This window comes from Nocardioides salarius, assembly GCF_016907435.1.
Taxonomy (GTDB): domain Bacteria; phylum Actinomycetota; class Actinomycetes; order Propionibacteriales; family Nocardioidaceae; genus Nocardioides; species Nocardioides salarius.
On the sequence record NZ_JAFBBZ010000001.1, the window covers coordinates 3,366,330 to 3,392,797 of the forward strand.

Sequence of the window (26,468 nt, forward strand, 5' to 3'; positions counted from 1 at the left end):
TGCCGCCGGTCCGCTGCGATGGCACGATGGGCGGGTGCGCGTCGTCCTCCACGTGGGCCTGCCCAAGACGGGCACCACCTACCTCCAGGCACTGCTCGCCGGCCAGCGCGACGCGCTGCGTGCCGGCGGCGTCGTGCACCCGTTCGTTCGCCCCGGCGCGATGTTCGAGGGCGCGGTCGAGGTGCGCGGCAGCGCCGCCAAGTTCGGCCTCGACCCCCAGCGGGTCGGGGGCACCTGGCAGGCGCTCTGCGAGCGGGCACGCACCTTCCTCGAGCAGGAGGGCGGCCGGACGGCGGTGCTGAGCCACGAGGTGCTCGCGGGCGCGACCCCCGACCAGGTGCGGTGGGCGCTGGCGCCGCTCGCGGGCCTGGAGGTGCACGTGGTGGTCACCGCGCGCGACCTGGGCAGGCAGGCCGTCGCCCATTGGCAGGAGGAGGTCAAGCTCGGCTCGACCGCGAGCTTCGCCGACCTCGAGCGCGAGCAGCTGCGCTGTGACACCGGTCGCGACGCCGGCCCCGACGCGGGCGGGCGGCGCCCGCACTTCTGGCACGCCCAGGACTTCGCGGCCGCCCTGGACCGCTGGACCGAGCCCCTGCCCGCCGGGCGCGGCCACCTCGTGCTGGCCCCGCCGCCCGGCGCGCCGCGCGAGCTGCTGTGGCAGCGCTTCGCGCGGGCCTGCGGCATCGATCCGCAGCTGGTCGACCCGACCGTCGAGGTCAGCGCCAACCCCTCGCTGGGGGCCACCCAGGTGGCGCTGCTGCGCGAGGTCAACCGGGAGGTGCAGCGCCTGGGCGAGCGGGGGAGCGGCCTCGACGCCGCGCAGCGCCACCAGCTGGTCAAGCGCGAGTACGCCGAGGGCGTGCTGGCCGCGCAGGGCGGCCGGCCCGCGCGCGCCCCGGCGGAGCTCGCCGACGTCCTCGGGGCGCCGGCGCGCCGGTGGCTGGCCGAGGCGCAGGCTGCGGGGCACTCGCTGCACGGCGAGCCCGACGACCTCGCCCCGGTGCTGGCCGGCCCCGGCGAGGAGGGTCCCGACGTGGCGCCCCCGGCCGGGGCCGACCCGGTCGCGCTGGCCCGCGGGCTGGTGGCCGCCGCCCGCCCGCGCGGGCGCACGTGGCCGTGGCGGCGCTCGTCGGCACGGTGATCCGGCCGTGTGACGTCGGGTACCCTCGACGCCGCGCCACCGCGACGCGCCGCAGCCATGGAGGGGGACAGCGATGACCAAGCACGCCGGTGCCCCCGCCGGACCCGGGGGCCCGCTCGTCCAGGGCCTGCTCGCGGGCGTGCTGGTACTGGTCATCGGGGCGGTGGCCGTCCTGCTGGTGGTCTCGCGCGACGGGGAGGCCACCGTGGCGGTCGGTGCCGACGGTGCTCCGCTGCCCGAGGCCAACCGGGCCGGGCCCCGCAGCATCGTCACCGGCGTGGTGATGCAGCCCCAGGAGTGGCTGGGCGAGCCCGGCGAGACGCGCACCCCCTCGCCGCAGAAGATCCGAGGCGGCGGGCGCCTGGCGCGCGCCGCCCAGCGCGCTACGCAGCGCGAGGAGGAGGAGGAGACGCAGGCCCCCACGACCTTCCGGGTCAGCTCCTTCAACGTGCTCGGGGCCAACCACACCAAGCCCGGCGGCCGGCACGCACGCTTCACCGACGGCGTGACCCGGATGCGCTGGGCGGTGCAGATCCTGGCCGGTCAGGGCGTCACCGTCGCCGGGCTGCAGGAGCTGCAGGCGCCGCAGTACAACACCCTGCGCTCGGTCGCGCCGGTCTGGCAGGTCTACCCGGGCCCCGGGACGGGGCCGGGCCCGTTGGCGAACTCGGTCGTGTGGCGCAGCGACGTCTGGACCCGGGTCGAGGCCTACACCGTGCCGATCCCCTACTTCAACGGGCGGCGGGTGCCGATGCCCTACGTGAAGCTGCAGCACAACCAGACCGGCCAGCAGGTCTGGTTCGCCAACTTCCACAACCCCGCCGACGCCAAGGGTCCGGCCCAGAAGTGGCGCAACGCCGCGGTGGCCATCGAGGCCCAGCTGGCCAACCGGCTCACCGCCGACGGCACCCCGCTGGTGATGACCGGCGACTTCAACGACCGGGCGGAGTTCTTCTGCCCCATCACCCGCAGCACCAGCCTGCGCGCCGCCAACGGCGGCTCCACCGGCAGCGCCTGCGCGCCCCCGGCGCGGATGAACGTCGACTGGATCCTCGGCTCGCCCGACATCGCCTTCTCGCAGTTCGCGGCGCTGGAGACCGAGCTGGTCAACCGCACCACCGACCACCCGGTCATCGTGGCGACCGCCTCGATCGGCGGGTCGCAGGAGTAGCGACCCCCCCGCCTCAGCGGTAGTAGGTCGACGGGCACTGCTCGCCCGCGCAGCTGCTGGTGCGGCGCACCAGCTTCTTGAGCCGGGCGACCTGGTCGGCGTACCTCGGGTCGCCGGCGATGCTCTCCAGCTCCCACTCGTCGACCTCGCGGTAGTAGACCTCGGCGCGCCCGGCCCGGTTCTGCACGTAGGTCCACGGGCCCACCACGACGCCGCGGTAGAGCCGCTTGCGCCCGCGCTTGACCGGGTAGGCCTCGATCGGGACGACGCGGCGCTCGGCGTCGCTGCCGATCCAGGGCAGCACGTCGACCCCGTCCACCTCGGCGGTGGGCCGGGCGCCGGCGAGCGCGGCGAAGGTGGGGGCCCAGTCGACGTTGGTGACCGGCGCCGTGCTGGTGGTGCCGGCGTCGAGGCCGGGGCCGCGGACGTACATCGGCACGCCCACCATCTCGCGGAAGTACCAGAGCTTGCCCTCGAGGTTGTGCGCCCCGAGCGTGTAGCCGTTGTCGGAGGTCAGCACCACGTAGGTCTCGTCGAGCTGACCGGTCTCCTCGAGGGTCTCGATGGTGCGTCCCAGCGCGCGGTCCACCGACTGCAGCGACTCGATGCGCTGCTGGTGCGCCTCGGTCATCTGCGCGCGCCGGTCGGCCGGGACCGTGCGCTGGGTGGGGCGCACCAGCACCTTGTCGCTGACGTCCTCCTCGAACATGTTCGGGGTGTCGGGCAGGGCGAGGTCGGCGAAGGTGTCGACGTCGCGGGGCGCCGGCGTGGTGGTCTTCACCGGGTCGGGGTCGTCGGGGTAGAGCACCGCCGGGTCGTCGGGGGCGTCCGGGCCGCCGTGGTGCGGGGCGACGTAGTTGAGCCACATGTACCAGGGGTCCTCGGCGCGGGCCGGGTCGCGCAGCATCTCCTCGCTCTGCTCGGAGAGCAGGGTGGTGGAGTAGGTCTCGAAGCGCTGCTCGACGCCGTCGACGCTGACCGTGGGCCGCACGAAGTTGTACGTCGTGGGGTCGACCAGCCCGCGCCACCCCGTCCAGCCCGGCGGCACGACGGTGCCGTCCTCGTAGCCGTTGGGGTACTTGCCCAGGAAGAACGTGTCGTAGCCGGCCTCCTGGAGCCACACCGCGAGGGTCTCGGACTCGTCGAGCGCCCCGAGCCCGTGGCCGGCCTCCTCGGTGGTGTTCCACGTGCCGTGGTTGTGCGAGTGCTGCCCGGTCATCAGCGAGCTGCGCGCCGGCACGCAGATCGGGTTCGGCGCCAGCGCCCCGCGCAGGGTGACCCCCTCGTCGACGAGCAGCTCCTGCAGGCGGGGCATGTGGACCATGTCGCCCCAGGCGGCGTCGTCGAGGGTGATCATCAGCAGGTTCGGCTGGTCCGGGGAGTCCACCGGCACCGGCTCGGCCAGCCCCTCGTCGCCCGTGGGGAGCACGAGGTCGGAGGGGCGGGGGTCGCGCACGGCCGCGCGTCCCGGCTCGGCCTCGTTGCGCGGCGGCGGGCTCGCGCCCGTCGCGGGGTCGCCCTCGCCGGGCGTGGGGTCCGGGCCGGTGCACCCGGCCAGGGCCAGGGCGGCCACCACCGCGGCGGCGCCCAGGCGTCGGGTGCCGATGCTGCGCGACATGGGGGAGGAGCTCCTGAGGGTGGCGGACGGGCGCCGCCGAGTGTAGGTGCTCAGCCCAGGGGACCGGTCAGCACGTTGAGCCGCTGGTCCCGGTTCATCAGGCTGCCGGGCAGGGCCGGCAGGCCCAGCACGCTGAGCGCGAGGTTGGCGACCACGCCGGTGTGGATCGGTGCCGGCGTCTCGTAGCCGTCCTGCTCGTTGCCGGGGTCGGTCCACTGCGGGTTGAGGTCGTAGAGGTCGGCTCCCTCGACGACGCCCGGGCCCCACACCATCAGCGGCACGGTGTAGTTGCCGTCGCGCTCGTTGTCGCGCGCGGCGCCGTCGACCCCGCCGTTGGTGCCGGCCACGACGAGCAGGGTGCGCCCGGCGAGCTTGCGCGAGCTCTCGATGCTGCTCATGGTGCGCCCGATCATCCGCTCGATCTTGCCGACGAACTTGGTGTAGCGGTCGGAGCCGAAGCCCGACTTGCGGCCCACCTTGTCGAGGCTGGACAGCTCGGCGTAGGTGAACGCGGCGGGGCGCCGCTCGAGGCGGGCCCGCAGGTCCTCGACGAGGCGGTAGTCGTTGCCGCCGCGGAAGTACTTGTCGACCTTGTCGGCGCCGTCGTCGAAGCCGTAGGGGTCGCGCCCGCCGTTGGCGGCGTCCCACGAGCGGTCGACCATGTCGATGCGGTTGCGGTTGGCGGCCAGGTAGGTGCGCCCGCCCTGGTTGTGCACCAGGTCGAAGACGCTCGAGACGTAGCGGCCCGCGGTCGCGCGGACCACCTCGCCGCGGTCGTTGTTGTAGGTGACGCCGTGGCCGAGCGCGGCGGCGTCGACGCGGCGCCCGGTCAGCATGGACAGCACGTTGGGCAGCGGGGAGGTCGACTCGACCGTGGTGCGCGCGTTGAGCGTCACGGCCCCCTCGGCGGCCAGGCGCCCGTAGGCCCCGGAGGTCAGGTCGAGGGCCGAGGAGCGCAGCCCCTCGACGCCGATGACCACCACGCGGTCGATGGGCGAGGCCTGCACGGCGGGCGGCGGCACCACGGCGTCGGCCACGATGACCGGGTGGTCGGTGGTGGACTTGACCAGCGCGTCGGTGAGCGCGGCGTACCCGGTGAAGACGGTGGGTGCGGTGCCCAGCAGCCAGTCGACCTTCATCGCCGGGGGCGTCTGGCAGCCGCTGGCGTCGGACCCGCCGCCGTTGGCGGCCTCGAGCTCGGTGCGCGCGACCACGGGGCAGAAGAACTCGTCGCGGTCGTTCATGTCACCGGTCAGGAAGACCGGGACGCCGGGGTGCTCCGCGCGCAGCCGGTTGACCAGGGCGCTCTCGCGCCGCACCGCCTCGTCGCGCCACTTCTGCGCCGGCCCGCGCGCGTCGGCCGGGTTGTGCACGTTGAGGAACCAGGCCTGCTGGCCGGTCTCGACGTGCTCGAGCAGCACGTAGGGCATCTTGATCTCGTTGCCCTTGAAGTAGGGGATCTTGATCGCCTCGGTGCGCAGGGCGCGCCACTGCGCGGTGCGCCAGGCGATCGAGTTGTGCATGGGGGCCGCGCCGAGCACGGCGCCGGGGTAGAGGCCGAAGCGCTCGCTCTCCCACTTCGTGAACTTCGTGTACTGCGCCTTGTGCATCTCCTGGAAGCCGACCACGTCGATGCTCTCGCGGTCGAGCAGCTCGATCGCGCGCTTGAGGCGCGGGCCGCTCTTGTCGAAGCCCTTGCGCGGGTTCTTGCCGTCGGTGTGCCCGGCGCCGAGCAGGTTGAAGGAGCTGACCTGGAAGGTGAGCGGGCCCGGCGGCTGCTCGCCCAGGACGGTGCGCGCGCCCGGCTGGGCCGAGGGCGCCGCGCTGCTGGAGCCGGCGCTCGTGGCGACCCCGGCGAGCAGCAGCGTGGTGGCGAGGAGTGCGGTCGTGAGTCGGCGACCGGACCGGGGGGGAGCGATCCTGCTGGGCCTCATGGGTACGACGTCCTGACGTGCTCGCTGGTGGGAAGGCCCCGCGCGTTGCGTGCGGGGCCAGCGGTGCTGGTGATGCTACTGTGACGAACCGTGTTTCGTCTCGTGCTCGGGACGCTTCGGGTGGCGTAGCGTGTGGGCGGCCGTGGCCGCGAGAGCCACGAGGAGCAGCACGAGGAGCAGGGAGTGTGATGGGTCGCCGCGTCGTGCTGCACATCGGTGCCATGAAGACGGGCACCAGCTACGTCCAGTCGGTGCTGGGCAGCAACAAGGACGAGCTCGTCGGCACCGGCGTCGAGTTCCTGGGCGGCTTCGCCCGCCAGACCAAGGCCGTGCGCGACGTGCTGCGCCTGCCCAAGGACGAGCGCCGCAACCGCCGCCGCTGGGAGAAGATCGCCCGCGCCGCCCACGAGATGGACGGCCACACCGGCATCGTCTCGATGGAGTTCCTCAGCTTCGCCGCGCCCCCCCACGTGGAGGCCTTCCTGGCCCCCCTGGAGGGGCTCGACGTCCGGGTGCTGCTGACCGTGCGCGACCAGCTGCGCGTGGTGCCGGCCCAGTGGCAGACCTACACGCGCAACCTGGGCACCGACGACTGGTCGGGCTACCTGCGCGCCATCGAGACCTCGCCCGGGCGGCGTACGCCCTCGCGCGCCCACCGCACCTTCCACCGGGCCCAGGACGTCGCGACGATCGTCGAGCGCTGGTCGGTGCCGGGCGTGCAGGGCATCGACGTGGTCACCGTGCCGCCCTCGTCGGCGCCGCGCGACGAGCTCTGGCGCCGCTTCGCGCAGGCCACCGGCATGCGCCCGGACATCGCCGACCTCGGCGAGGTCAAGGACAACGAGTCCCTGGGCTACGCCGCGTGCGACTGGCTGCGCCGCGCGAACCCCCACCTCGACGACCTGGCCCCCCGCAGCTACCGGCGCCTGGTGCGCCCCCTGGCCCGCGGCGTGCTGGCTCCGCTGCGCGACGAGCAGGACCGCCCGCGCCTCGACGCCCGGGCGGCGGCCTGGGCGCGCGGGCGCAACCAGGAGCTGCGCGACCTGGTGGCCTCGGGCCGCGTCGGCCTGGTCGGCGACCTCGACGACCTCCCGGTGCCCGCCGACCTCTCGGCCCACCCCGACCAGGCGCCGCCCCCGCCGCCCGACCAGGTGCTGCGCTGCGCGCAGGTCGTGCACGACCACGCGGTCTCGCTCACCGGCGGCGCCGCCCGCGGCGGCCCCGACCGTGGCGACGTCGACGCGCTGGTGCGTGACGCGGTCGCGCACCTGCGTCGCGCCGGCGAGGAGGAGCGATGAGCACCCCGGTCGTCCTCGAGGCCCACGCCGACGACGAGGGCCTGCGGCTGTCCCTGCCGCGCGGCGCCCAGGACCGCCCCGTCGACCTGCTGCTCGACGACCAGCGCATCGGCTCCTTCTGGCTCGAGCGCGACACCGTCGAGCGCGAGGGCGCACGCTGGTGGGCCTGGCCGGCCGCACTGCGCCCGCACCTGGTCGGGCGGACCCGGCTCTCGCTCGTCGACCACGCCAGCTCCGAGCAGCTCGCCGCCCTCGACCTGGTGCTGGGCGAGCCCGGCGACCCCGAGCAGCGCATCGTGGTGGCCGACCCCCAGGGCAACCCGTTGGGCCTGGACAAGTCGATGCGGCTGATGCGCCTCTTCGCGGACCGCTCGGCCGAGCACCTCGACCCGCTGCTCGACTCCATCGAGGACGTGCTGGCCGCGCTGCGCAGCTGTGGCGTCGACGCGTTCGTCGCCTACGGCACCCTGCTCGGCGCGGTGCGGCAGGGCGGCTTCATCGGCCACGACTCCGACGCCGACCTCGGCTACGTCAGCGCCCACGACCACCCGGCCGACGTGGTGCGCGAGTCCTTCCGCCTGCAGCGGGCCCTGGTCGAGATGGGCTACCCGGTGACCCGCTACTCGGGCCTGGCCTTCAAGATCTTCGTCCAGGAGTCCGACGGGACGCGCCGCGGCCTCGACGTGTTCGGCGGCTTCCTGCGCGAGGGCGTGCTCTACCTGATGGGCGAGGTGGGCCACCCCTTCGAGCCGGAGTGGATCTGGCCGCTGGGCACCGCCAGCCTCGAGGGCCGCGAGCTGCCCGTCCCGGCGCAGCCCGAGCACCTGCTGGCAGCCATGTACGGCGAGTCGTGGCGGGTGCCGGACCCGGCGTACCAGTTCGAGACCCCCGTGGCGACCCGCCGTCGTCTCAACGGCTGGTTCCGCGGCACCCGGGTGCAGCGCGAGGAGGTCTGGGACCCCTACTACTCGCGCCGCGGCGCGAGCGCCAAGGACCGGCCCAGCGACTTCGTGCGCTGGGTGCGCCGCCGCGAGCGCCGCGCCGTGCGCGCCGTCGACATCGGCTGCGGCACCGGCGCCGACGTCGCGTTCCTGGCCCGCCACGGGGTCGAGGCCGTGGGCCTCGACTACTGCCGTCGGGCCTTCGCGCGCAAGCAGCGCAAGCTGGCGCGCCGCGAGCTGCCCGCGACCTTCCGCTGGGCCAACCTCACCGAGGTGCGCTCCACGCTGGTCACCGGTGCGCTGCTCTCCCGGCTCCCCGGCCCCACGGTGGTGCTGGCACGCCACGTCGCGGACGCCACGAACGCCGACGGACGCGCCAACCTGCTGCGCCTGGCCAGGATGGCGCTCGGCGGCCGGGGCCGGCTCTACCTGCAGGTCCTCAGCGCGCCCGCGCCGGGCGGCAACCCGCTCGGCGTGCACCCGATCGACGTCGACGCGCTCGTGGAGCAGGTCCACGCCTCGGGCGGCACCGTCGTCGCCCGGCACGACCTCGCCGGGGAGCGCCCCGGTGCGACCGACCCCGGTGCGACCCCGTACCTCTGCAGATTGGTGGTCCAGTGGCCTCAGTGAAGAACCTCCTCCGTCAGTACCGCGACCAGGCGGGTCTCGCGCGCCGTCTCGGCGAGCTCGAGGCCGAGGTCCAGGAGTGCCGCTCGATGAACCTGCGGGTCGCCGAGCTCACCGACCTGGTCACCGAGCTCCTGGTGCCGCTCGCGGCCAGCGACGACCCCCGGGTCGTGGAGATCCTCGAGCGCTACCGCGCCGGCGTGAGCGACCCGGCGGGCCCCTCGCAGCGATGAGCCCCTCCCCGGAGCACACCGGGCCGCGTCGCCTCTTCCTGCACGTGGGGCTGCCGAAGACCGGCACGACCTACCTCCAGGACGCCCTGTGGGCCAACAAGCAGGTCCTGCGCGAGCGCGGCCTGCTGCTGCCCGGCGCCCGCCGGCGGCACCTGCTGGCCTCCCTCGAGGTGCGCGAGGACCCGGGCCTGGCGCGCCGGCCCGGCGACACCGCGCACCCGTGGCAGGACCTGGTCGCCGAGGCGCGCCAGTGGTCGGGCGACGTGCTGGTGACCCACGAGTTCTTCGCCGCCGCCTCGGTCGAGCAGGTACGACGCGTGGTCGCCGACCTGGCGGGCGCCGAGGTGCACGTGCTGGTCACGGCGCGGGCGATGCCCGACCTGTTCATCTCGCGCTGGCAGGAGTGGATCAAGAACGGTGCCCGGGGTCGCATCGACGCCTACCCGCCCGACGGGCCCAGGGCCGGCACGGGGGAGTGGGGCTGGCCCAGCTTCGACCTGGGCATCGTGCTCGAGCGCTGGGGAGCGGTGCTGCCCCACGACCGGGTGCACGTGCTGCCGATGGCGCCCGGCCGCTCGGACCCCGGCGAGCTGCTGCGCCGCTTCCTCGGGGTGCTCGGTCTCGACGACCAGGGGCTCGAGGTGCCGGCCTCGGCGGCGAACGCCTCCCTGGGCCTGGTCGAGGTCGAGCTGCTGCGCCGGGTCAACGCGCACCTCGGCGACTTCCGCTCGGCCCACGACCGCGGCACCTGGATCCGCGGCTACCTCGGTGAGGGCGGGGTGCTGCCGGGCTCGCGGGAGAAGTTCCGACCGTCCCGCGAGACGGTGGCCGACCTCGTCGCTCGCGGCGAGCGGGCGCTGGGGATGCTGCGCGAGGACGGGTTCGACGTCGTGGGCGACGCCTCGCTGCTGGAGCCCGGCGACCTCGACGGGCGCCGGCACCCCGACGAGGTCACCGAGGGGGAGATGCTGGCCTGCGCCACCGAGGCGATGGCCCGGCTGACCGGCGACGTGAGGTCGCTCACCCGCGAGCGCGACGCCCTCTCCCAGGCCTCGTCGCGACCACCGAGACTGTCATGGCTGCGTGTTAACGTTCGCCGTCGCAGGCCCCGGACGGGGTAGCGAGAGGGGAAGCACGTGACACGCGACAGGAGACTGGCGAGCGCGCTGGCCACCGCGACCGTCCTCGTCCTGAGCGGCCTGGTCTCCGGGTCCGCCGCCACGGCCGGTCCCGCGGCGCCGACCGTGCGCGCCGCGGCCCCGCTCGCCTCCGTCGAGACGGCGGCGCGGGTGCAGGTGGCGGCGAAGAAGAAGACGGGCTGGAAGCCCGTCGCCGGGGCCAAGTTCAACACCCCACGGTCCAAGCCCGGCACCCAGTTCCGCCTCGAGGCGCAGGTGCTCGGCGCGATCCGGCACGCCAAGAAGGGCTCGATGATCCGGATCTCGCTCTTCTCCTTCGACCGCTACCCGGTCGCCGACGCGCTCATCAAGGCCCACCGCCGCGGCGTCGACGTGCAGGTGCTGATGAACAACCACGAGGTGCCGGGCGCCCAGAAGAAGCTGCGCAGCGTCATCGGGGCCAACCGCTCCAAGCGCAGCTACATCTACCAGTGCACCAACGGCTGCCGCTCCTCGGGCGAGAACAACCACGACAAGTACTTCCTCTTCTCCCACACCGGCATCGCCAAGAACGTCGTGATGACCGGCTCGGTCAACATGAAGATGAACGGCGCCAAGAACCAGTTCAACGACCTGTGGACGCGCAACAACGTCCCGAAGATCTACCAGGCCTTCGACGCGCTGCACGAGCAGATGGAGCGCGACAAGGTCGCCCGCCCCAACTACTGGGTGCAGAACATCGGCAAGAACTTCCAGCTCCAGGCGCTGCCCTTCCACGGCAACGGGCCCAACCACGACCCGATCGACACGATCCTCGACCCGGTGCGCTGCAAGGGCGCGACCGGCGGCACCGGCAACCAGGGCCGCACCCGCATCCGGGTCAACATGCACGCCTGGGACGGCGACCGCGGCACCTACCTGGCCCGCCGGCTGCGCAAGCTCTACGCGCTGGGCTGCGACGTGCGCCTGCAGTACGGCTACGCCGGCAAGCGGGTGCGTGCCGAGCTCGGGGTGCGCACCCCGCGCGGCTACGTGCCGGTGCGCTCCAGCGGCATGGACACCAACCTCGACGGCGAGATCGACCTCTACAGCCACATGAAGCTGCTGGTCATCTCCGGCAACTACGGCAACGACACCTCCAAGCGCGTCGTGGTCACCGGCTCCAGCAACTACCAGGACAGCGGCCTGCGCGGCGACGAGCTGCTGTTCCGCATGTACGACCAGGGCAAGGCCACCAAGCAGTACTTCGCCCACTTCGACTGGATGTGGAACAACCACACCCGGGCCGTTCCCTACCAGAAGAAGACTGTCTCCGGGCGGGGCCTCGACGGCGCGGCCACGACCGAGCAGCGCATCTACGACGACGGGCTCGGGACGGACAGTCCCGAGTGGAAGGACCAGTGACCCATGGCGCGACTGTGTGAGACCGAGGGCCTCGGCGAGGACCAGCAGGAGATCCTCAAGGCGGTACGCGGCTTCGTCGAGAAGTCCATCCTGCCGGTGGCCACCGAGCTCGAGCACGCCGACGAGTACCCCACCGAGATCGTCGAGGGGCTCAAGGAGCTCGGGGTGTTCGGTCTGATGATCCCCGAGGAGCACGGCGGCCTCGGCGAGTCGCTGCTCACCTACGCCTTGTGCGTCGAGGAGATCGCCCGCGGCTGGATGAGCGTCTCCGGCGTCATCAACACCCACTTCATCGTCGCCTACATGCTGATGCAGCACGGCACCGAGGAGCAGAAGCAGAAGTACCTGCCGCGGATGGCCACCGGCGAGGTCCGCGGGTCGTTCTCGATGTCCGAGCCCGGGCTGGGCTCCGACGTGTCGGCGATCAAGACCAAGGCCGTCAAGGACGACGAGGGTGGCTACACCATCGACGGCCAGAAGATGTGGCTGACCAACGGCGGCTCCTCGAACCTGGTCGCGGTGCTGGTCAAGACCGACGAGGGCCAGGACTCGGTCTACAAGAACATGACGACGTTCCTGGTCGAGAAGGAGCCCGGCTTCGGCGAGACCGCCCAGGGCGTCACGGTGCCCGGCAAGATCGACAAGATGGGCTACAAGGGCGTCGACACCACCGAGCTGGTGCTCGAGGGCCACCGGATCTCCGCCGACCAGGTCCTGGGCGGCGAGTCCGGCAAGGGCTTCTACCAGATGATGGACGGCGTCGAGGTCGGGCGGGTCAACGTCGCCGCGCGCGCCTGCGGCGTCGCCAACCGCGCCTTCGAGCTGGCCATCGCCTACGCCCAGCAGCGCGAGACCTTCGGCAAGCCGATCGCCCAGCACCAGGCCATCCAGTTCAAGCTCGCCGAGATGGCCGTCAAGGTCGAGGCCTCGCACGCGATGATGGTCAAGGCCGCCCGGCTCAAGGACAAGGGCCAGCGCAACGACGTCGAGGCCGGCATGGCCAAGTACCTGGCCGCCGAGTACTGCAACGAGGTCGTCGAGGCCTCGTTCCGCATCCATGGCGGCTACGGCTACTCCAAGGAGTACGAGATCGAGCGCCTCTACCGCGAGGCGGCGTTCCTGCTCATCGGCGAGGGCACCGCGGAGATCCAGAAGATGATCATCGGGCGCAGCCTGCTCAAGGACTACAAGCTCGTCTGAGCCGGGTCCGGCTCACTGACCGGCGTCGCGGCCCTGGCCGCGGCGCCGGTTCTTCTTGCCGCCCCGGCCCTTCCCACCCTGGCCGGGACGCTTGATCCCGCCCTCGCGCAGCACGTGGGCCAGCGCGGCGACGGCCGTGTCGAGCTGGGCCTGGGCGTCGACGGTGGCCGGGTCGGCCCCGGGCACGTCGAGCGGCTCCAGCTCACGCAGGTCGCCCACGACCCGGGCGCCGCTGGCCTCGATGCCGGCGACCATGGTCGCCGAGCGCGTGCGCAGCCAGCGCGGCACGGTGAAGCCGATCGGCTCCTCCTCGCGCCGCCGGTGCACCAGCACGTGCTTGCCCAGCGCCTTGACCTTCTTGTTGTACTCCGGCAGCTCGAGGTCGGCGACGAGCTCGTTGATGCGGCCCATCAGCAGTGCCGAGGCCACGCCCAGCGACTCGTTGGCGCGCGGAGCCTCGTCCCACTCGGTGCCGGTGATCCCGGCCACCTCGCAGAACCTCTCCCACAGCAGCTCGCCCGGGGCACCGGGCGGGGGCACCGTGACGACGTGCACGTTGTCGGGGCCCAGCACCTCGGCCCAGCGGCCCACGACCCGGTCGGCGGCCTGCTGGCGCCAGAAGCGCCGGCCGGCGTCGCCACCGTCCTCGAGGGCGCGCAGGTACTCGGTCCAGCCCCAGGACTGGCGGTTCTTCAGGGTCTCCTGCCACATGGCCGGCACGCTGCGGCCCAGGTCGCGCACCGTGACCACGGCCTGCACGGGCGAGCCGGCGAGGTCGTCGCGCACCTGGCGGATGCGCTCGGCGGAGATCGGCCCGAGGTACTCCATCGAGACGATCGCCGGGCCCGGGTGGGCGCGCAGCTCCTCGGCCAGGGACGCCCAGGCGCCCTCCTCGGCGTGCTTGGAGCCGATCAGGTCGGAGACCGCGCGCGCATGGCGGGCCCAGCTGGGTCCCGGGAACAGGATGCCCTGCTCGGCGAGCCGCTCCCGGTTGACGTTGAGCCGTCCCTGGATGAACGTCGTGCCCGACTTCATCAGTCCGACGTGCAGCAGCACCCGCTCCGCCATCGCCTGCCCCTCGCTCGCCCACGTCCTGCCGGCGCTCATCCTCGCACGTGCGGGTCAGCGAGGGGCCTCAGCCACCTCGACGTCGGCGACCAGGTAGCCGTACTCCTCGTCGACCGCCCGCTCCGAGGGGTCGACGGCCACCGAGGTCGGGTGGTCCTGGCCCTCGGGCCAGTCGACCTCGACGCGGTGGGCGTCGGGGGTCTCGGCGGCCGCGATCACCTCGTCGAGGCTCACGACCCGCGAGAGCGGGACCGGGTCGCCGGCCACCGCGCCGCTGCGCCCGCCGCCGCGGGCGTAGACCGCCGAGACGACCTCGTCGTCGGCGACGGTGACCCGGATCGGGATTCCTGCGTCGGGGCAGTAGCAGGTCAGCGTCAAGGTGTAGGAGTAGTCGGTCGGGGCGAACCCCCCGGGGTCCTGGGCGGGGTCCTGGGGCGGCTCCGGGGCCGGCTCCGGGCTCGGCTCGGTGCTCGAGGCGGGGTCGGGGGCCAGGCCTGGCTCGCTGTCGCCGCAGCCCGCCAGGGCCAGCAGGGCGAGGGCGAGCGCGGACAGGGCGGCGCGGGCGGGACTCATGGGCCTTGGACGGCGCCGGCGCGCTGCTGGTTGCACGCGCCCATCCTGCGCCACCGGAGCCACGGTGACGAAGGCCACCCCGGCGGGGGCTGACGCCGGCGCCCGGGTCCGACACCATGGGCGCGTCCGACCGCGGCCCCGGCCCGGTCCACCCGAGCAGGAGGAGCCAGCCGTGCAGTTCGGTCGCAGCTACGAGGAGTTCGAGGTCGGCGCGACCTACAAGCACTGGCCCGGCAAGACGGTCACCGAGTTCGACGACCACATGTTCTGCCTGCTGACCATGAACCACCACCCGCTGCACCTCGACAGCAACTACGCCGAGGAGACCACCCAGTTCGCCAAGAACGTGGTGGTGGGCAACTACGTCTACTCGATCCTGCTGGGCATGTCGGTGCCCGACATCTCCGGCAAGGCGATCGCGAACCTCGAGATCGAGTCGCTGCGCCACGTGGCGCCCACCTTCCACGGCGACACGCTCTACGGCGAGACCCGGGTGCTCGACAAGTGGGAGAGCACCTCGAAGGACGACCGTGGGGTCGTGCACGTCGAGACCATCGGCTACAACCAGGACGGCAAGGTCGTGTGCATCTTCCGCCGCAAGGTGATGGTGCCCAAGGACAACTACCTCGAGCAGCGTGGCGGCGAGCAGCCCGGGCGCCCCGTCCCGCAGCCGGACAAGAACTGGCCGGGGGCCGACACGCAGCAGTGAGCCGCGCCCGGCGTGCGGCTCAGGCCTGCTGCAGCCGCACCGTCTCGGGGCTCTCGCCGCGCAGCAGCCGCAGGTGGAGCCCACGGGTCTGGTGGGACGGCTCGACGCCGAGGTCGTCGACGAGGCAGGCGCGGAAGTCGGCGTAGACCCGCAGCGCGCGGGCCACGTCGCCGAGCTCCGAGAGCGCCGTCATCAGCGTGCGCACGGCGATCTCGGAGGTCGGCTCGAAGTGCAGGGCCGACTTCGCGAGCGTGGCGGCCTCACGGTGGCAGCCGATGGCCACGGCGCACTCCGCGGCGTCGGTGAGCAGGTCCTGGCGCAGCAGCCGCAGCCGCTCGCGCTCGCCGCGCACCCAGTCGTGGTCGTCGTCGTAGGCGTGCAGGTCGTCGCGGTAGAGGTCGCGGGCGTCCATCGCGGCCATCGCGCCCTCGCTGGGCCGACCCTGCTCGCGCATCGCCCGGACCCGGCCGGCGATCTGCTCGAAGGCCGCGACGTCGGTCCAGACCCCGGTGAGCACCAGGCTGTCGTGGATGCGCACCACGCACTCCTTGTCGCCCAGCTGGCGGCGTACCTCGCTGACGGCGGTGCGCAGGCTGCCCCGGCCTCGCTCGCGGGTCGCGTCGGGCCACAGCCGCTCGATGATCGACTCGACCCGCACGGGTCGCTCGACGTGGATCGCGAGCATCCGCAGCAGGTCCATGGTCTTGCCGGTGCGCCAGTCGGCGGGATGCACCGGGGTGCCGTCGGCCCGCACGACGAAGAGGTCGTCGAGCAGGCGGATCCGGGTGACTCCCACAGGTGGTGTGCTTCTCATCGCGTGTTTCCCCCCAGCCGCTGACCCGCACGGGTCGGCGTACCCCGAGTGCAGCACCGGTCTGACCGCAACCTGATTCTCCACCCAACTCGTGTGATGTTCAACTCATCGCTTTACTCTTCCGTCCCCCCAGGGTGCGTCGTCCCGGGTAAAAGCGACATCCCCCAGATCGGGTACGGGCCCCAGCGCCTCCCGGGGACCCCCTCGGCGCCCGGGTACCCAACATCGGGGGATTGACCTCTCGGACCGCTCGGCGCCCCGAGCAGCGGTCGCACGATGTTGACCGGCGTCGAGGGGACCCCCGGCGTCGTCGTGCGAGGTGCTGGAGGGGACATGAGAGCAGCGGTCATCGGGCTGGGGTACGTCGGAGCGGTCACGGCCGCGGGCCTGGCGGCCCGGGGTCACGAGGTGGTGGGGGTCGACGTCGACGAGGCCAAGGTCGCGCAGCTGTCGGCCGGTCACAGCCCCGTGGTCGAACCAGGGCTGAACGAGCTGATCGCCGACGGGGTGGCCTCGGGCCGGCTGCGGGCGACCACGCAGGTGGTCGAGGCGATGGAGCAGGCGGAGGTGTGCCTGGTCTGCGTGGGGACGCCGTCGGGCGCCCACGGTGAGACCGACCTGAGCCACGTGGAGCGGGCGCTCGCCGGGGTGCGGGACGCACTCGCGGTGGCCTCGCCGCCCCTGGGCGGCCTGCTCTCGGTGGTCGTGCGCTCGACGGTGCCCCCGGGCACGGGCGACCAGGTCGTGGCCCCTATCTTCGACGACGCCGTCGCCGACGGCTGGGAGGTGGCGACCGCCATGTGCCCGGAGTTCCTGCGCGAGGGCTGCGGGGTCGCGGACTTCTACGACCCGCCCTTCCTGGTGGTGGGCACCGAGCACCCGGGCGCCCGCGTCCAGCTCGAGCAGCTCTTCGCCTTCCTGGACCTGCCGGCGCACCAGGTCGACGTGCGCACCGCGGAGGCGCTGAAGTACGCCTGCAACGCCTTCCACGCGACCAAGGTGGTCTTCGCCAACGAGGTCGCCCGTGTCTTCCGCTCCTACGGCGTCGACGCGCGGCGGGTGATGGAGATCTTCTGCGAGGACCACAAGCTCAACATCGCGCCCGCCTACCTGCGTCCGGGCTTCGCCTTCGGCGGCTCGTGCCTGCCCAAGGACCTCCGCTCGTTGCACCACATGGCCCGCGAGAGCGACGTCGACGTCCCGCTGATGTTCGCCACCACCACCAGCAACGAGCTGGTGGTGCGGGAGGTCGTCGACCGCGTCGTGGCCAGCGGCCGCTGCCGGGTCGGGATGCTCGGGCTGAGCTTCAAGGCCGACACCGACGACGTGCGCGAGAGCCCCAGCGTCGACCTGGCCGAACGGCTGGTCGGCAAGGGCTATGACGTGCGCATCTACGACCCGGTGCTGGTGCCCGAGGACCTGGTCGGCGAGAACCGTGCGCACCTGACGTCACGCCTGCCGCACCTGAGCCGCCTGCTCGCCCCCACGCCGGAGTCGGCCCTGGCCGGCGCCGACGTCGCGCTGGTCTCCACCGCCGCCCGCCCTGCCGTCGAGGCGCTGCTGGCCGCAGACCCGGCCGTGGTGCTCGACCTGCACGGCGCGCTGGGCGCCGAGGTCGAGGCCCTCGCGGGCTACCGGGGGACCGGGTGGTGAGCGGTGCGCGGCGCGGTGCTCCCGCCAGGGTGCTCGTGGTCGTGCAGAACCTGCCGGTGCCCTTCGACCGCCGCGTGTGGCTGGAGTGCCGCACCCTGACCCGGGCCGGCCACGACGTCACCGTCGTGTGCCCCCGCGGCAGCGGGACGGGACGCTTCCAGGTCGTCGACGGCGTCACCATCCACGCCTACCGTCCCTACGCCCCGGGGGGCGGCGCGGCAGGCTACGTCGCGGAGTACGTCTGGTCGTTCCTGGCCACCGCGTGGCTGGTGCTGCGCGCGCGCCGGGCCGGGCGCTTCGACGTGATGCAGGCCTGCAACCCGCCCGACATCTTCTGGCCGCTGGCCCGCTGGCTGCGGCTGCGCGACGGCACCCGCTTCGTCTTCGACCACCACGACCTGTGTCCCGAGCTCTTCGAGTCCCGCTTCCCCGACGGGCCCGGACTGGCCCACCGGGGTCTGCTCGCCCTCGAGCGGCGCACCTTCCGCACCGCCGACCGGGTCGTGTCGACCAACGAGTCGTACGCCGCCGTCGCGGTCTCGCGCGGCGGCAAGGACCCGGCGCACGTGCGGGTGGTGCGGACCGGGCCCGACCTGGAGCGGCTGCACCCGGTCGAGCCCGACGAGGGGCTGCGCCGCGGCCGGCGCCACCTGGTGGCCTACCTGGGCGTGATGGGCCCGCAGGACGGGGTCGACGTCGTCATCGCCGCCGCCGACCTGGTCGTCAACCGGTGGGGCCGCGACGACGTCGCCTTCGCGGTGATGGGCAGCGGCGACTGCCACGAGGAGCTGGTCGCCGAGCGCGACCGCCTCGGACTGCAGGACGCCGTCGAGATGCCCGGCCGCGTCAGCGACGAGCACGTGCTCGCGGTGCTCTCGACCGCCGACGTGGGGCTCTCGCCCGACCCCAGCAACGCCCTCAACGACGTCTCGACGATGAACAAGACGATGGAGTACATGGCGCTCGGGCTCCCGGTGCTGGCCTTCGACCTGCCCGAGACCCGCGTCTCGGCCGGCGACGCCGCCAGCTTCGTGGCGCGCGGGGCCGGGGCGCAGGAGTACGCCCGCGCGCTGCTGGCCCTGCTCGACGACCCGGCCCGGCGCGAGGAGATGGCGCGCGCCGGACGGCGCCGGGTCGAGGACGAGCTCGCCTGGGTCCACCAGGAGCGGGGCTACCTCGCCGTCGTCGAGGAGCTGGCCGGTCGCGTCGACGACCTGCAGGAAGCGCGGGGCTGAGCGGTGTGCGGCATCGCGGGCGCCTACCAGCAGGACGACGGCAAGGTGCTCGTCGACACGATGACCGAGCGCCTGGAGCACCGTGGCCCCGACGCGCGCGGCGTGGTGGAGCTCGTCGACCCGACCACCTCGGTCGTGCTCGGGCACCGCCGGCTCTCCATCATCGACCCGGTCGCGGCCTCCGACCAGCCGTTCTCGAAGGACGGCCTGCGCCTGGTCTACAACGGCGAGGTCTACAACTACCGCGAGCTGCGCTCCGAGCTGGAGTCGCGCGGGGTGCGCTTCGCCACGGCCTGCGACACCGAGGTGGTGCTCGAGGTCTGGCGGGCCTGGGGGAGCGCGGGCCTGGCCCGCCTGCGCGGCATGTTCGCGCTGGCCGTCCACGACGAGCGCACCGGCTGCCTGACCCTGGCGCGCGACCCCTTCGGCATCAAGCCGCTCTACGTGCTGCGCCGCGGCGCCGGCGTCGTCTTCGCCTCCGAGCTCAAGGCGGTCGTCGCCGCGCTCGGCCCCGAGCTGGCCGTCGACCCGGCCGGGATGGTCGCCTCCACGCTCTACTACTGGCTGCCCACCGAGACCGACGCGGTGCGCGGCGTGCGCAAGCTCGCTCCGGGCACGTGGTCGGAGCACCGCCCCGACGGCAGCAGCCGCAGCGGCGTGTTCTGCAGCCTCGCCGAGGAGGCCGCCGACGCGGCCGCGGGACCTCCCGTCGACCTGGCCGCGGCCGTGGAGGACTCGGTGCGCGCCCACCTGGTCTCCGACGTGCCGGTGGCGACCTTCCTCAGCGGCGGGCTCGACTCCAGCATCGTCACCGCGCTGGCGCACCGCCACGACCCCGGCATCGAGGCGTGGACGATCGGGTTCCGCGCCGTCGACCGGCGCCTCGAGGCGATGCCCGACGACGCGGCGTACGCCCGCCGGCTCGCGAAGCACCTCGGGGTGCGCCTGCACGAGATCGAGATCGGCCCCGACGTGGTCTCGATGCTGCCGCGGATGGTCGACGTGCTCGACGAGCCGGTCGGCGACCCGGCCGCGCTCAACACGTTCCTGATGTGCGAGGCCGCCCGCACGGCCGGCGTCGAGGTGCTGCTCTCGGGCACCGGCGCCGACGAGCTCTTCGGCGGCTACCGCAAGCACCTGGCCAACCTGCTGGCCGCCCGCTACCGCCGCCTGCCCGCGTCGCTGCGCTCGCGGGTGGTCGGGCCGGCGGTCGAGCGACTCCCGGTCGCCCTCGGTGGTCGCGGGGTGCGACCGGTGCGCTGGGCCCAGCGCTTCGTCGCCTTCGCCGGTCTCCCCGAGCAGGAGGCGTTCCGCCGCAGCTACACCCTGCACGACCCGCAGGGTCTGCGGGCGCTGCTCGACCCCGAGCTCGGCGGCCTGGTCGACGACCTCCTCGAGCAGCACCGCGCGACCTACGAGGACACCGCCCTCGACGACCACGTCGAGCGGATGTGCCTGGCCGACACGCGGATGTTCCTGCCGGGGCTCAACCTGACCTACACCGACCGGGCGTCGATGGCGGCCTCCACCGAGGTCCGGGTGCCGTTCGTCGACATCGAGGTCCTGCGCGCGGCCTTCGCGCCGCAGGCGGTGCCGAAGATCGACGGGCGGGTGCAGAAGGCCGGGCTGAAGGCGGTCGCACGGTCCTGGCTGCCCGACGAGGTCATCGACCGGCCCAAGGCGTCCTTCGGGGCGCCCCTGCGGGCCTGGACGACCCACGACCTGCGCCCGATGATCGACGACCTGCTGCTCGGCGGCGAGCTGGTCGGCTCGGGCTTCCTGCGGCGCGAGCCCCTGGCCGCGCTGGTCCACGACCAGCGCAGCGGGCGGCGCGACCGCTCCCAGCAGATCTACCAGCTGCTCAGCCTGGAGCTGTGGCTGCGCAACGCGCGCGGCGCCGGCGCCGGCACCGGAGGTGCGTGATGAGGAGACCCGATGAGGAGACGCGGATGTGGCACGTGGCCCAGAACTACAGCACCGGTGAGCTCGCGGTGCTCGAGGCACCCGTGCCGTCGTGCCGGCCCGGCGGGGTGCTGGTGCGCTCGTCGTACTCGCTGATCTCGACCGGCACGGAGATGATGAAGGTCTCCGAGGCCCGGATGTCGCTGCTGTCGAAGGCGCGGCACCGACCCGACCAGGTGCGCCAGGTGCTCGACGCCGTCGCCCAGAACGGTGCGGTGGCGACCTACCGCAAGACGCGTCAGCGCCTCGACTCGTGGACCCCCCTGGGCTACTCGCTGTGCGGCGTGGTGGTCGAGGTGGGCGAGGGGGTGCACGGCTTCGAGGTCGGCGACCTGGTCGCCGCCGCCGGCAACGAGTTCGCGCTGCACGCCGAGGTCAACTGGGTGCCGCGCAACCTGTGCGTGCGGGTGCCCGACGGGGTGCTGGCCGAGCACGCCGCCTTCTCCACCGTGGGCGCCATCGCGATGCAGGCGCTGCGCCGGGCCGAGGTGGCGCTGGGGGAGACCGCCTGCGTCATCGGGCTGGGGCTGGTCGGCCAGCTGCTGGTGCGCCTGCTGGTGGGCGCCGGGGTGCGGGTCGTGGGCCTGGACACCGTCGAGGAGCGCTGCCGCACCGCCGAGGACGGTGGCGCCGTGGGCTGCGCCGGACCCGACCCGGCGGGTGTCGCCCGCCTCGAGGCGCTGCTGCGGGCGGGCGCGCCCGGGGGCGCCGACCACGTCTTCCTGGCCGCGGGGGGCGCCAGCAACGAGCCGGTCGAGCTCGCCGCGCGCCTGGCGCGCGACCGGGCCTGCGTGGTCGACATCGGCAAGACCCGGCTCGACCTGCCGTGGAACGCCTACTACGAGAAGGAGCTCGACGTCCGGTTCTCGCGCTCCTACGGCCCGGGCCGCTACGACGACCGCTACGAGCTCGACGGCGTGGACTACCCCCTGGGCTACGTGCGCTGGACCGAGGAGCGCAACATCGCCTGCTTCCTGGCCCTGCTGGCCGACGGCGCCCTCGACGTCTCCGCGCTGGTCTCGAGCAGCCACCCGGTCACCGAGGCGCCGCAGGTCTACGAGCGGCTGCGCACCGGAGCCATCACCGGGGTCGGCCACCTGCTGTCCTACCCGGCTCGTGACCAGGCACGACCCGACGCCCTCGGTGCCTCCGGGACCACGGGCCCCGGTCGCGCCACCAGGGTCCCCCGGGCCCGCGACGGCGCGGTGCGCCTGGGCGTCATCGGCGCCGGCAGCCACGCCTCGGCGATGCTGCTGCCCGGCCTGGCCGCGGCCGACGACGTCGACCTGGTCAGGGTCGCCACCGCGAGCTCGCTGTCGAGCATCAACGCCCAGCGTGCCTTCGGCTTCGGCTCGGCCGGCACCGACGCCCGCGCGGTGATCGAGGACGACGACCTCGACGCCGTGCTCGTCGCCACCCGGCACCGCACGCACGCCGACCTGGTCTGCGCGGCCCTCGAGAGCGGCAAGGCCGTCTACGTCGAGAAGCCGCTGGCGATCACCCACGAGGAGCTGGCGCGCGTCGAGGAGACGATGGCACGCACCGGGAACGACCGCCTGATGGTCGGCTTCAACCGGCGCTTCGCACCCAGCTTCGTCGACCTCCGGCGCCGTTTCGGCGACGTCGGCGAGCCGGTGGCGCTGCGCTACCTGGTCAACGCCGGGCGGCTGGGAGCGAGCAGCTGGTACCTCGACGAGGCCGAGGGCTCGCGGTTCGTCGGCGAGGGCGGGCACTTCATCGACCTGCTCAGCGCCTGGACCGGCGAGGACCCGGTGGCGCTCTGCGCCCAGCACGGCGCGGGCGACGACGTGAGCCTGGTGCTGCGCTTCACCGGCGGCTCGCTGGCCACGCTCACCTACGCCACCGGCGGGTCGCGCCGCTGCGGCAAGGAGAGCCTCGACGTGCTCGGGGGAGGGCGCAGCGCCCACCTCGACAACTTCGTCCGCTCCACGGTGTGGTCCGAGCGAGGGCGGCAGTCCCGGCGCTCGCGCACCGGACCCGACAAGGGGCACCGCGCCGCCGTGGCGGCGTTCGTCACCGCGGTCCGCACGGGCGGACCGATGCCGATCGACACGGCGTCGCTGGTGAGCACCACCCGGACCACCCTGGAGGCGGCACGATGAGCACACCCCTGTCCTGGTACGCCCGCCGCCTGACGCGGATGAGCACCCGCGAGGTCGCCCAGCGCGTCGGGGACGAGGCCCGTCGAGCGGTCGCGGTGCACACGCTCGCACAGCGGCCCGGTGCACCCGTGCCCGGCCTGCTGCCCCAGCGCGGCTTCACCACGCCCGTGCCGGCCTCGGCGGTCGAGCGGGTGCTGCCCCACGACGCCGCCGCCCTGACCTCGGCCGCGGACCGGCTGCTCGCCGGGCGCTGGAGCGTGCTGGGCCGTGAGCGCACCGACCTGCGCGACCCCGACTGGTTCCTCGACCCGGTGTCCGGCATCCGCGCGCCCCACGACGTGCTGGCCTTCCGCGTCGACCACCGCGACCCCACCGTCACCGGCGACGTCAAGCAGGTGTGGGAGCCCTCGCGCCACCAGCACGTCACCGTGCTGGCGGCGGCCTACTGGCTGACCGGCGAGGAGGAGTACGCCGTGGCCGCGGCAGCCCAGCTGCGCTCGTGGTGGGCGGCCAACCCGGTGCTGCGCGGCGTGCACTGGACCAGCGGCATCGAGCTGGGCCTGCGCCTGGTCTCGTGGGCCTGGATCCGGCGCCTGCTCGACGACTGGACCGGGGTCGAGGGGCTCTTCGAGCAGGACGAGACCGCCCTGGCCCAGCTGCGCTGGCACCAGGAGATGCTGCGCGGCTTCCCGAGCCGGGGCAGCTCGGCCAACAACCATGCCGTGGCCGAGACCTGCGGACGACTGGTCGCGGCCTGCGCGTTCCCGTGGTTCGAGGAGAGCGAGCGGTGGCGGGTGGAGTCCGGCCGGCTGCTGCGCCGGCACCTGCAGGCGAACACGTTCCCCAGCGGGCTCAACCGCGAGCAGGCGGCCGACTACCACCGGTTCGTGTGCGAGCTCGCCGCGCTCGGGCTGGTCGAGGCGCGCTCCTGCGGGCACCCCGAGGACGGCCCCGACCCCGACCTGGTCACGGCCGGGCTCGACGCCGCCGCCGCGCTGCTCGACGTCGAGGGCCGTCCGCCCCGCAACGGCGACGGCGACGAGGGACGCGCCCTGCTGGTGGCCGACGCCGCCGAGGACCCGTGGGAGCAGCTGCTCGGCCTCGGGCAGGCGCTCGTGGGTGCGCAGCCGTGGTGGCCGCGGCGTCGCGGCGGGGTCGTCTCCGTCCTCGTCTCCGCCCTGCTCGCGGCCGCCGGCCCCGTGGCCGGGGACCGCCCCCGGCCGCAGCGGCGCCCCGACCTCTTCGAGGACGCGGGGGTGGCGCTCCTGCGCACGCCGGCCGGCTCCCAGCCCGAGATCTGGTGCCGCTGCGACAGCGGCCCGCACGGCTTCGGGTCGCTGGCCGCCCACGCGCACGCCGACGCGCTGTCGGTGGAGCTGCGCCACGACGGGGTCGAGGTCCTCAGCGACCCGGGCACGTACAGCTACCACGGCGAGGCCCGCTGGCGCGACTACTTCCGCTCCACGCTGGCGCACAACACCGTCGAGGTGGACGGCTGCGACCAGTCCACCAGCGGCGGGCCCTTCCTGTGGACCCAGCACGCCCGGACCTACCTGGACCGCGCCGAGGTCGGCGACCTCGACGTGCAGCTCTGGTCGGCCCACCACACGGGCTACGCCCGCCTCGACCCGGGGCTGCGCCACGCCCGCACCGTCCGCCTCGACCGCGGCTCCGGCGCCCTGCAGGTCGTCGACGAGCTGAGGTCCGGGCGCGCGCACGGGTTCCGGATGGCCTGGCACCTCGGCCCCGAGGTCGACCTGTCCCTGCACGGCTCGCTGGCCCGCCTGAGCTGGACCCGGCCGGCGGTGGACGGGGCGCAGCCGCGCACGGTGACGGCACTGATGCACCTGCCTCCCGAGCTCGTCTGGACCCGGCACCGCGGCGAGGAGGATCCGCCCCTGGGCTGGTGGGCCGAGGGGCTGGGGCGACGGCGGCCCACCACGACGCTCGTGGGCCGGGGCGAGCTGCGCTCGCGCGCGCTGCTGCGGACCCTGGTCGTGCTCGACGTCGAGGTCCCGGGCGAGGCCTCGTGCCGGAGGGGGAGCACCGATGTCTGAGCAGAGCCTGGACCTGAAGGCGACCTGGACCGTGCTGCGCCGCCACGCCTTCCTGCTGACGGTGGCGCTGCTGGTCGGCGCGGTCGCCGGCGTCGCACTGGCGGTGTGGCGCCCCCCGCTGTGGACCAGCACCACCATGGTGCTGCTGCCTCCGTCGTCGGAGTCGGGGGTCGGCGCCGCCGAGCGTGACTCCGGCACCCAGGTGCGGGTCGCCTCGAGCGACCTGGTGCTCGGCGAGGCCGGGCGCCGGGTCACCCCGGCGATGGGCCTCACCGAGGTGCAGGAGGCCGTCGAGGTCAGTGCCGCGACACCCGACGTGCTGCGCTTCACCGCCCGCGCCGAGGAGCCCGAGCAGGCCCAGGAGCTCGCGGCCGCGGCCGCGGCCGCCGAGCTGCGCTACGTCTCGAGCGCGGCCGCCCGGCTGCGCGACGCGGCGCGCGCCGGACGGGAGACCCGGCTGGCGACCCTGCGGGCCACCCTGCGCACCGTCGAGCGCGACATCGAGGAGACCACCCGGCGACGCGACGCGGAGACCTTCGGCTCCGTGGCCGAGAAGGCGCTGACGGCGGCGCTGGCCCAGCTCACCGCCCAGCAGGCCTCGCTCGTGCTGCAGGCCGACCAGGTCGCGGAGGCCGCCTCCGCCGACGTCGGACGCGACACCGCCTCGCTGATCGAGGACGCCTCGCCCGCGACCAGGCCGGGGCTGCTGCTCGGGCGCACCCTGCACGGGCTGGCCGGGGCCGCCGCGCTGCTGCTGCTCGTGGGCCTGGCGCTGCTGGTCTCCGAGCGCCGCGACCGGCGCCTGCGCTACCGCGACGAGATCGCCGACGCGCTCGGCAGCACCGTGGTGGCCTCGGTCTCCTCGCGCCCCGCGCGCAACGTCTCCGCCTGGCGCACCCTGCTGGGCCGCTACGTCCCGGGTCCGGTGGACGCGTGGTCGCTGCGCCAGGTGCTGCGCGAGGTGCTGCCCGCCGGCACGCTGACCCGCGCCCACGCAGGCGCGTCGGAGGAGCCTGCCGTCGACGTCGTGGTGGTGACCCTGTCCGACGACGCGGCCGCGCTGGCGCTCGGGCCGCAGCTGGCGACGTACGCCGCGTCGGTGGGGCTGCGCACCCGCCTGGTGCCCCAGCACGGCCACGACTCCTCGGCGGCGCTGTGGGCCGCCTGCGCGAGGGTGCACCCCGAGCACGAGCTGCGTGGGCACCTGTGGGTCAACCGACCGCTGCACGAGGGCGAGCCCGACGACCTGCGGGTGCTGATGGTGGTGCTCGACCGCACCCGCCCCGAGCGGCCCGACCTGCCGTCCGGCTGCGTAGGGGTGGTGGCCGTGAGCGCCGGCACCGCCACCGCCGCCGACCTGGCGCGGCTGGCCGTCAGCCTCGACGAGGCCGGGGTGGGGGTCCAGGGCGCGGTCGTGCTCGACCCCGACCGTCTCGACCGCACGACCGGGCGCCGGCTGCAGCCGGAGCGGCTGCGTGAGCCGCAGCTTCCGGTGCGCCTGACCGGCACGGTGCCGGGGGAGAGGCTCGGCCGGCCCCGGCTGGGCAGCGTGGCGCGCAACGGGCACGAGGGAGGTGCGCAGTGAGGAC

The 26,468-nt window shown here is 73.9% G+C and carries 20 protein-coding genes; 15 read left to right on the plus strand and 5 right to left on the minus strand.

The features are described from left to right. The first annotated feature begins 34 nt into the window (after positions 1-34). Positions 35-1,141, plus strand: coding sequence for a serine/threonine-protein kinase (locus JOE61_RS16175; RefSeq protein WP_193667177.1), 1,107 nt, complete (start codon positions 35-37; stop codon positions 1,139-1,141). 73 nt (positions 1,142-1,214) lie between these two features. Next, positions 1,215-2,312, plus strand: a complete 1,098-nt coding sequence (locus JOE61_RS16180; protein ID WP_193667178.1) for an endonuclease/exonuclease/phosphatase family protein — start codon at positions 1,215-1,217, stop codon at positions 2,310-2,312. A gap of 13 nt (positions 2,313-2,325) precedes the next feature. Here JOE61_RS16180 and JOE61_RS16185 read toward each other — a convergent pair whose 3' ends face one another. Together JOE61_RS16185 and JOE61_RS16190 are read right to left on the minus strand one after the other, a co-directional pair. Further along, positions 2,326-3,930, minus strand: coding sequence for a sulfatase family protein (locus JOE61_RS16185; RefSeq protein WP_193667179.1), 1,605 nt, complete (start codon positions 3,928-3,930; stop codon positions 2,326-2,328). Between the two features lie 50 nt (positions 3,931-3,980). Continuing rightward, on the minus strand, positions 3,981-5,864 hold the full coding sequence (locus JOE61_RS16190; protein ID WP_193667180.1) for an alkaline phosphatase family protein: 1,884 nt from the start codon (positions 5,862-5,864) through the stop codon (positions 3,981-3,983). 188 nt (positions 5,865-6,052) lie between these two features. On the opposite strand from JOE61_RS16190, the gene JOE61_RS16195 reads away from it, so the two are divergent. From JOE61_RS16195 to JOE61_RS16220, 6 genes are read left to right on the plus strand one after another with little or no spacing between them, the layout of a single operon-like run. After that, the gene (locus JOE61_RS16195) at positions 6,053-7,162 is read left to right on the plus strand and encodes a hypothetical protein (RefSeq protein WP_193667181.1); all 1,110 of its coding nucleotides are present in this window, start codon (positions 6,053-6,055) and stop codon (positions 7,160-7,162) included. After that, positions 7,159-8,733 (plus strand): LicD family protein, encoded by a 1,575-nt coding sequence (locus tag JOE61_RS16200; RefSeq protein ID WP_193667182.1) that lies wholly within the window; start codon positions 7,159-7,161, stop codon positions 8,731-8,733. Before JOE61_RS16195 ends, JOE61_RS16200 begins: the two co-directional genes overlap by 4 nt. Further along, positions 8,730-8,963: a DUF6752 domain-containing protein gene (locus JOE61_RS16205; protein WP_227491145.1), complete on the plus strand. Its 234-nt coding sequence runs from the start codon at positions 8,730-8,732 to the stop codon at positions 8,961-8,963. The genes JOE61_RS16200 and JOE61_RS16205 overlap by 4 nt, the downstream gene beginning before the upstream one ends. Beyond that, entirely contained in the window at positions 8,960-10,084 is a 1,125-nt protein-coding gene (locus JOE61_RS16210; RefSeq protein WP_193667184.1) for a hypothetical protein, read from the plus strand. The genes JOE61_RS16205 and JOE61_RS16210 overlap by 4 nt, the downstream gene beginning before the upstream one ends. Positions 10,085-10,099: 15 nt before the next feature. Further along, the gene (locus tag JOE61_RS16215; protein ID WP_193667185.1) at positions 10,100-11,485 is read left to right on the plus strand and encodes a phospholipase D-like domain-containing protein; all 1,386 of its coding nucleotides are present in this window, start codon (positions 10,100-10,102) and stop codon (positions 11,483-11,485) included. Positions 11,486-11,488: 3 nt separating this feature from the next. Next, positions 11,489-12,685, plus strand: a complete 1,197-nt coding sequence (locus tag JOE61_RS16220) for an acyl-CoA dehydrogenase family protein (RefSeq protein ID WP_193667186.1) — start codon at positions 11,489-11,491, stop codon at positions 12,683-12,685. Positions 12,686-12,697: 12 nt separating this feature from the next. Here the strand turns inward: JOE61_RS16220 and JOE61_RS16225 are convergent, their stop codons facing one another. Beyond that, a complete protein-coding gene (locus JOE61_RS16225; protein ID WP_193667187.1) occupies positions 12,698-13,753 on the minus strand; it encodes a hypothetical protein in 1,056 nt (351 codons plus the stop codon). A gap of 54 nt (positions 13,754-13,807) precedes the next feature. Next, entirely contained in the window at positions 13,808-14,326 is a 519-nt protein-coding gene (locus tag JOE61_RS16230) for a DUF6174 domain-containing protein (RefSeq protein WP_193667188.1), read from the minus strand. A gap of 172 nt (positions 14,327-14,498) precedes the next feature. On the opposite strand from JOE61_RS16230, the gene JOE61_RS22275 reads away from it, so the two are divergent. Further along, positions 14,499-15,035, plus strand: a complete 537-nt coding sequence (locus tag JOE61_RS22275; RefSeq protein ID WP_193667189.1) for a MaoC family dehydratase — start codon at positions 14,499-14,501, stop codon at positions 15,033-15,035. 19 nt (positions 15,036-15,054) lie between these two features. Here the strand turns inward: JOE61_RS22275 and JOE61_RS16240 are convergent, their stop codons facing one another. Continuing rightward, positions 15,055-15,831: an AfsR/SARP family transcriptional regulator gene (locus tag JOE61_RS16240; protein ID WP_193667190.1), complete on the minus strand. Its 777-nt coding sequence runs from the start codon at positions 15,829-15,831 to the stop codon at positions 15,055-15,057. Positions 15,832-16,182: 351 nt separating this feature from the next. On the opposite strand from JOE61_RS16240, the gene JOE61_RS16245 reads away from it, so the two are divergent. From JOE61_RS16245 to JOE61_RS16270, 6 genes are read left to right on the plus strand one after another with little or no spacing between them, the layout of a single operon-like run. Then, positions 16,183-17,502 (plus strand): nucleotide sugar dehydrogenase, encoded by a 1,320-nt coding sequence (locus JOE61_RS16245; protein WP_193667191.1) that lies wholly within the window; start codon positions 16,183-16,185, stop codon positions 17,500-17,502. Beyond that, the gene (locus JOE61_RS22595) at positions 17,499-18,737 is read left to right on the plus strand and encodes a glycosyltransferase family 4 protein (RefSeq protein ID WP_193667192.1); all 1,239 of its coding nucleotides are present in this window, start codon (positions 17,499-17,501) and stop codon (positions 18,735-18,737) included. The genes JOE61_RS16245 and JOE61_RS22595 overlap by 4 nt, the downstream gene beginning before the upstream one ends. Positions 18,738-18,740: 3 nt before the next feature. Continuing rightward, positions 18,741-20,660: an asparagine synthase (glutamine-hydrolyzing) gene (asnB, locus tag JOE61_RS16255; RefSeq protein ID WP_193667193.1), complete on the plus strand. Its 1,920-nt coding sequence runs from the start codon at positions 18,741-18,743 to the stop codon at positions 20,658-20,660. Between the two features lie 26 nt (positions 20,661-20,686). Then, positions 20,687-22,822 (plus strand): bi-domain-containing oxidoreductase, encoded by a 2,136-nt coding sequence (locus JOE61_RS16260; RefSeq protein WP_193667194.1) that lies wholly within the window; start codon positions 20,687-20,689, stop codon positions 22,820-22,822. Next, complete coding sequence (locus JOE61_RS16265; protein ID WP_193667195.1) at positions 22,819-24,879, plus strand: alginate lyase family protein; 2,061 nt, start codon at positions 22,819-22,821, stop codon at positions 24,877-24,879. The genes JOE61_RS16260 and JOE61_RS16265 overlap by 4 nt, the downstream gene beginning before the upstream one ends. Next, positions 24,872-26,464: a Wzz/FepE/Etk N-terminal domain-containing protein gene (locus tag JOE61_RS16270; protein WP_193667196.1), complete on the plus strand. Its 1,593-nt coding sequence runs from the start codon at positions 24,872-24,874 to the stop codon at positions 26,462-26,464. The genes JOE61_RS16265 and JOE61_RS16270 overlap by 8 nt, the downstream gene beginning before the upstream one ends. Positions 26,465-26,468: the final 4 nt, after the last annotated feature.

Excerpts from the sequence above, each read along its gene's own strand:
- JOE61_RS16220 (WP_193667186.1), top strand. The coding sequence starts at position 11,489 with ATGGCGCGACTGTGTGAGACCGAGGGCCTCGGCGAGGACCAGCAGGAG.
- JOE61_RS16180 (WP_193667178.1), top strand. The coding sequence starts at position 1,215 with ATGACCAAGCACGCCGGTGCCCCCGCCGGACCCGGGGGCCCGCTCGTC.
- JOE61_RS16245 (WP_193667191.1), top strand. The coding sequence starts at position 16,183 with ATGAGAGCAGCGGTCATCGGGCTGGGGTACGTCGGAGCGGTCACGGCC.
- JOE61_RS16210 (WP_193667184.1), top strand. The coding sequence starts at position 8,960 with ATGAGCCCCTCCCCGGAGCACACCGGGCCGCGTCGCCTCTTCCTGCAC.
- JOE61_RS16195 (WP_193667181.1), top strand. The coding sequence starts at position 6,053 with ATGGGTCGCCGCGTCGTGCTGCACATCGGTGCCATGAAGACGGGCACC.
- JOE61_RS16200 (WP_193667182.1), top strand. The coding sequence starts at position 7,159 with ATGAGCACCCCGGTCGTCCTCGAGGCCCACGCCGACGACGAGGGCCTG.
- JOE61_RS16190 (WP_193667180.1), bottom strand. The coding sequence starts at position 5,864 with ATGAGGCCCAGCAGGATCGCTCCCCCCCGGTCCGGTCGCCGACTCACG.
- JOE61_RS16185 (WP_193667179.1), bottom strand. The coding sequence starts at position 3,930 with ATGTCGCGCAGCATCGGCACCCGACGCCTGGGCGCCGCCGCGGTGGTG.
- JOE61_RS16265 (WP_193667195.1), top strand. The coding sequence starts at position 22,819 with ATGAGCACACCCCTGTCCTGGTACGCCCGCCGCCTGACGCGGATGAGC.
- JOE61_RS16260 (WP_193667194.1), top strand. The coding sequence starts at position 20,687 with ATGTGGCACGTGGCCCAGAACTACAGCACCGGTGAGCTCGCGGTGCTC.
- JOE61_RS16270 (WP_193667196.1), top strand. The coding sequence starts at position 24,872 with ATGTCTGAGCAGAGCCTGGACCTGAAGGCGACCTGGACCGTGCTGCGC.
- JOE61_RS16225 (WP_193667187.1), bottom strand. The coding sequence starts at position 13,753 with ATGGCGGAGCGGGTGCTGCTGCACGTCGGACTGATGAAGTCGGGCACG.
- JOE61_RS16230 (WP_193667188.1), bottom strand. The coding sequence starts at position 14,326 with ATGAGTCCCGCCCGCGCCGCCCTGTCCGCGCTCGCCCTCGCCCTGCTG.